Raw genomic sequence first — 4,098 nt, 5'->3', positions numbered from 1 at the left:
CACGGGCCCTGGGGGCTCCTTTCCGGGGGTTGATGGGGCGGTTTGTTCCTGGTCAGGGTGCGGGCAGCGTTTGGAGGCGGGTGATCGCGGTGGTGATCAGGTCGGTCCAGGGCCAGCGGTTGCTCAGCCGGAGGCGGAGCCGCCTGCCGCCGCGGACCAGGCGTCCGGCGGTGGAGAAGATCCGCAGCCGCAGGCGTTTGGGTTCCCAGGTGCGGGCCGTCCCGTCCAAGGCGAGCATCTGGGTCCAGGCGGTCAGTTCCGAGGCGAGCGCGACGATCTCCAGCCAGATCTGGTTGGCGGCGGCGCTGTGCAGGGGCAGGTTGCGCAGGCCGGTGTCCTTGGCGCACCGGATGCGGTCCTCGCAGCGGGCCCGGCGGCGGTGGCGCAGCTCCAGGTCGGCCAGCTGCCCGTACTTGCCACCGGGCCGGGTTCCGGTCACAAAGCACGTGAAGCGGTGCCCGTCGAGGTCGGTGAACCGCAGCTGGGCGCCGGGGTGGGGGCGTTCGCGGCGGACGATGACGCGCATGCCCTTGGGCCAGGACGACAGGTCCAGCATCCCGGTCAGCTCGGCCACCCACGCGCCGGGACGGGGCCTGCGGTCGGCGTCGTAGGCGCACTGCCAGATGTGCTCGGGCAGGTCGAGGATGGCGGCGCAGATGTCGTCGGTGAGGTTGAATCCGATGGAGTACTTGATGCGGCGGGCGGTGACCCAGTCCAGGAACTCGTGGGTGCCGCCACCCGAATCGGTCCGGATGATGACTTGTTTGTGCAGGCGGGGCGGGATCTGGTTGAGGGCCAGGCGGCCTGCGGTGATGTGATCGGCGGCGGTGTTGGATCCGGCGTTGCCCGCTCGCAGCACCAGGGCGGCGGCCTCACCGGTCCCGCCGGGGCCGTGGTCGATGAACGCGGTCATCGGGTGGTGGCCGAAGGTGCGTTTCCACGTCGGGGCGGCCTGGTCCTTGTCGGAGTGCGCGATCACGATGGTCGCGTCCAGGTCCACCGGGATCAGCCCGCCGTCGGCCCCCGGAGCGCCGGGCCCGGCCAGCGCCCAGGCCCGCTGGCGTGCCTGCGCCCGCGCTTTGCGGATCGCCCGCAACGCCGCCGGCCCGGCCTCGGCCAGGGTCTTGACCAGCCGTGACACCGTCGGGTCCGAGGCCACCGGCCCGAACAACTCCGGCGAGGACCGCAGCACCGCAATGTCGGCCAGGCAGTCTCCGCCCAGTGCCAGCGTCACCGCCAGATCCGTCACGATCTTCCCCGGATCGTGCACCGCCCGCGATGCCCTCCACCGCGCCAGCGCCCGTGACAAGCCCTGGTCCAGGCCCGTCGCCCGCAGGGCCTCGATCAGCAGCAGCCCACCCGCCTGGGAGGCGATCCCCGCACTGTCCTCGGACACCACGATCTTGGCCTTCCGGCCGGTAGTCTTCACTTGGAAAGTGCTCCAGAATTTGGCGCGGACAGGACCTTCAGCAAGCCCTATCCTCCCAGTTCAGGAGCACTTTTCTCATGTCAACGACCAGCCGGAATCAACCCGCCATGAAAGCGGGAGGTTAGAGCGTCCCTTCTCGAGCAGAGTCAACCGTCATGGCGGCTCCCGCCGGGACGGTCATTCGGTGATCGGGTCGACCTTCCCTCCGGACTCCGGACACTTTACGAGCTGACCAATGCGCCGCGCGCCGGATGGCTGGTCTGCCATGAGGTCGGAGAACTGGGCGAGGCCGCCGATGTGGCGGACGACTTCGCGGATTGGGGCCTGAATGTCGAGAACCCAGGACAGTGGGTTCGTTTCGCCCGCTGCGCGGAGGCGAGTGTTTATGTCAATACAGCGAACGGCTCCGTCGCCACGATCAGCGCCTGGGACCTGAAGTCAGGACGGCTGCGGCTGCGCGAACTGGCCGGTGACGTGCTCGAGTTCTTCGCCGAGTACGCGATCGGCCCTCGGTACCCCACCATCCTCGAAGACCCGGCCGCACAACGCCTGCTCCCCGCCAGCGAAGACGACTGGATACGTTTTCTCCTGTCCATCGGCGTCATCGACGAGTCAACGCTGGGGAACCTGGAAGCCCGGTGGGCGGAAGAGTACGTGGACCCGGCCTCGCAGATTCCAGCCACCTGGTCCGACACCCCGCAGAACGAGGCCGAACGAACCGTTCACCAAAAGCTCACCCGGCTGCGCGACATCGGTTTCGACGTCTTCGCCTCGTCCGGTGTCGCGAACGAATGGAACCTGGACCATATCGGCTTCGACCCGGGCCGAGGCGCTCGGATGAGACTGATCCCTGACGCGACCGAACCGTTGTGGCGACTCCAACGCATGGTGGGCACCGCAGGTTTGGGTACGCTCTATCTCTACACCGAAGAACTCATCATCGACCATACGAAAGCGTTGCCCCGGCGGTTCACCTCGCTTGGAATAGATGACGTCCAGGCTCGGCAATGGTTCGCCATCGGCGAATACCACCGGAAGGCGAAGCTCCTGCTCCACAGGGAAACCGGAGAAGTCGCCGGACTGGAACCGGCGCCGTCGAACCGGCTGCGCCACCTGCATCCAGACCCGATCGGCTTCGTCAACGAATACGGCCTGAGCCCGCGTCACACCGAACTCCGCTACAGCCCTCGCAGCCGACCCCAATCCAAGGCCGCACACCAGTGGGTCGATTTCCTCCACGCCTGCGAGGTCATCACGTAACCGCAGGACAGCCCTCAGACGAGCTTCGACGTGTCCGCCTGGCGGCGGTCTTCGGCGGGATTGTCGGTGGGGCCTCCTAGGGTGGTGGACCGTGGATCTTGAACTTGCGGGGCGGCGGGCCCTGGTGACGGCGAGCAGCGGTGGGATCGGGGCGGCGGTGGCCGGGCGGCTGGCCGCCGAGGGGTGTGCGGTGCTCGTGCACGGGCGGGACGCGGCGCGGGCGGGCGAGGTCGCGGAGCGGTTGCGGGCGGCGGGCGGCACGGCCGAGGTCGTGCTCGGCGACCTCACCGACGACGGCGCCGCCGCGGAGGTCGCCGGGCGTGCCGCGTCCTGGGGCGTGGACGTGCTGGTCAACAACGCCGGCCCCGTCGCCGAGCACGATTGGGACGACGCCGAACCGGCCGCGTGGCTGGCGGCGATGAACGGCAACGTGCTGTCGGCCGTGCGGTTGATCCGGGGCGTCCTGCCCGGGATGCGTGAGCGCGGCTGGGGCCGGGTGATCAACCTGGGCAGCCGAGGGGCGACCACGCCACAGCCCAACCTGGTCGAGTACTCGGCGGCCAAGGCGGCGGTGGTGAACATGACGACGAGCCTGGCCAGGCACCTGGCCGGTACCGGCATCACCGCCAACACCGTCAGCCCCGGCGTGATCGTCACCGCCGGGATGCGCAAGCTGTTCGAGGACGGCGCCGCCCACCGCGGCTGGCCCCAGGACTGGGCCGACCTGGAGCCGCTCGTCACGGCCGAGTACGCGCCCAACCCGACCGGCCGGCTCGGCACCGCCGACGACATCGCCGCCGCGGTGACGTTCCTCGCCAGCCCGCTGGCCGGTTACATCAACGGCACCGACCTGCGCGTGGACGGCGGCCTCGTCCCCGTCCCCTGAAGGACGGTCAGAGCGAGCCGGGCGCGCCGGTGTTGGGGATACCGAACATCTGCGCGTATCGGTCGTTGAGTTCGGACCAGCCGAAGTCCATCGCCGCGGCGCCGCGGATCGGCGGGATCGGGCGCCCGTCGAGCAGCTTCTCGGCCACGTCGAGGCAGATGTGCCAACCGGCCGCGACCTTCGGGAGCCAGTCACGGTCTTCGACGGTGTGCCGGAGCGTCAGCCGCGTGCCGGAGCCGGTGGCCTCCAAGTCCCAGCGCAGCAGGTCGGCGCCGAAGGTGTGCTCCAGCAGCGTCGGTGGTTCGGCGCGGACGACCTCGGCCGCGATGTCCTCGGGCTTCTCGTCGTCGATCATCGTGAGCGTGGCGTCGCCCGCCTTCGCGAGGTCGCGGTCGGCGGTGTAGGGCGCCCACCCGGCGAGTTGCTCCGGCTCGGTCAGCGCGGCCCACACCTTCTCGGGCGGGTGGCGCAGGTCGCGGGTGAAGACCAGCGTCCAGCGGTCTTCCGTCGCCTCGTAGTCGGC

At 69.7% G+C, this 4,098-nt stretch carries 4 protein-coding genes; 2 read left to right on the top strand and 2 right to left on the bottom strand.

Annotated elements, in window-relative coordinates:
• Positions 1-52: 52 nt before the first annotated feature.
• The gene (locus tag E1285_RS43740) at positions 53-1,429 is read right to left on the bottom strand and encodes an IS1380 family transposase (protein WP_132160803.1); all 1,377 of its coding nucleotides are present in this window, start codon (positions 1,427-1,429) and stop codon (positions 53-55) included.
• 297 nt (positions 1,430-1,726) lie between these two features.
• On the opposite strand from E1285_RS43740, the gene E1285_RS43735 reads away from it, so the two are divergent.
• Complete coding sequence (locus tag E1285_RS43735; RefSeq protein ID WP_132160802.1) at positions 1,727-2,689, top strand: hypothetical protein; 963 nt, start codon at positions 1,727-1,729, stop codon at positions 2,687-2,689.
• Between the two features lie 91 nt (positions 2,690-2,780).
• Positions 2,781-3,575 (top strand): SDR family oxidoreductase, encoded by a 795-nt coding sequence (locus tag E1285_RS43730; protein WP_132160801.1) that lies wholly within the window; start codon positions 2,781-2,783, stop codon positions 3,573-3,575.
• Between the two features lie 7 nt (positions 3,576-3,582).
• Here the strand turns inward: E1285_RS43730 and E1285_RS43725 are convergent.
• Positions 3,583-4,098: SRPBCC family protein (locus E1285_RS43725; protein WP_132160800.1), on the bottom strand; the 516-nt coding region annotated here is incomplete at its 5' end.

Source organism: Actinomadura sp. 7K507 (assembly GCF_004348425.1).
In the GTDB taxonomy this organism is placed as follows: Bacteria; Actinomycetota; Actinomycetes; order Streptosporangiales; family Streptosporangiaceae; genus Spirillospora.
The sequence above is the reverse complement of the archived record's forward strand: the minus strand, read 5'-3'. Positions and strand labels throughout refer to the sequence as shown.